At 41.9% G+C, this 341-nt stretch carries 1 protein-coding gene; it reads left to right on the forward strand.

The window, feature by feature from the left end:
• On the forward strand, positions 1-236 hold a 236-nt coding region (locus SB725_RS30430; RefSeq protein ID WP_410923062.1), incomplete at its 5' end, for a M3 family metallopeptidase.
• Positions 237-341: the final 105 nt, after the last annotated feature.

A 341-nucleotide genomic window follows, 5' to 3' on the forward strand; every position in this document is an offset into this window, starting at 1 on the left:
CTGCCAAAGCAGATTTGGCACAGCTACAAAAATACGCAAGCGATTATGGCATTGACGAGTTGCAACCGTGGGATAGCGCCTATATCGCTGAAAAGGTAAAACAAAGTGAGTTCAGCTTATCGCAAGAGGAGATTCGTCCATATTTCCCATTACCTAAAGTGATTAACGGCTTGTTTACTATCGTTGAGCGTCTATACGGTATCAAAGTACAAGAGCAAGGTCATAAAGATGCATGACGTTTGGTTTTTTGGCTTGTTTTGCGATATTTGATGGCGAGATGTTAGGCTAAGCGCCTTAAAGGTAGGCGCTTATTTTGAGGAATATGGAAACGATTTTGCTAG

The sequence above is a fragment of the Pseudomonas sp. SIMBA_041 genome (assembly GCF_046535095.1).
GTDB classification, from domain to species: Bacteria; Pseudomonadota; Gammaproteobacteria; order Pseudomonadales; family Pseudomonadaceae; genus Aquipseudomonas; species Aquipseudomonas mucoides.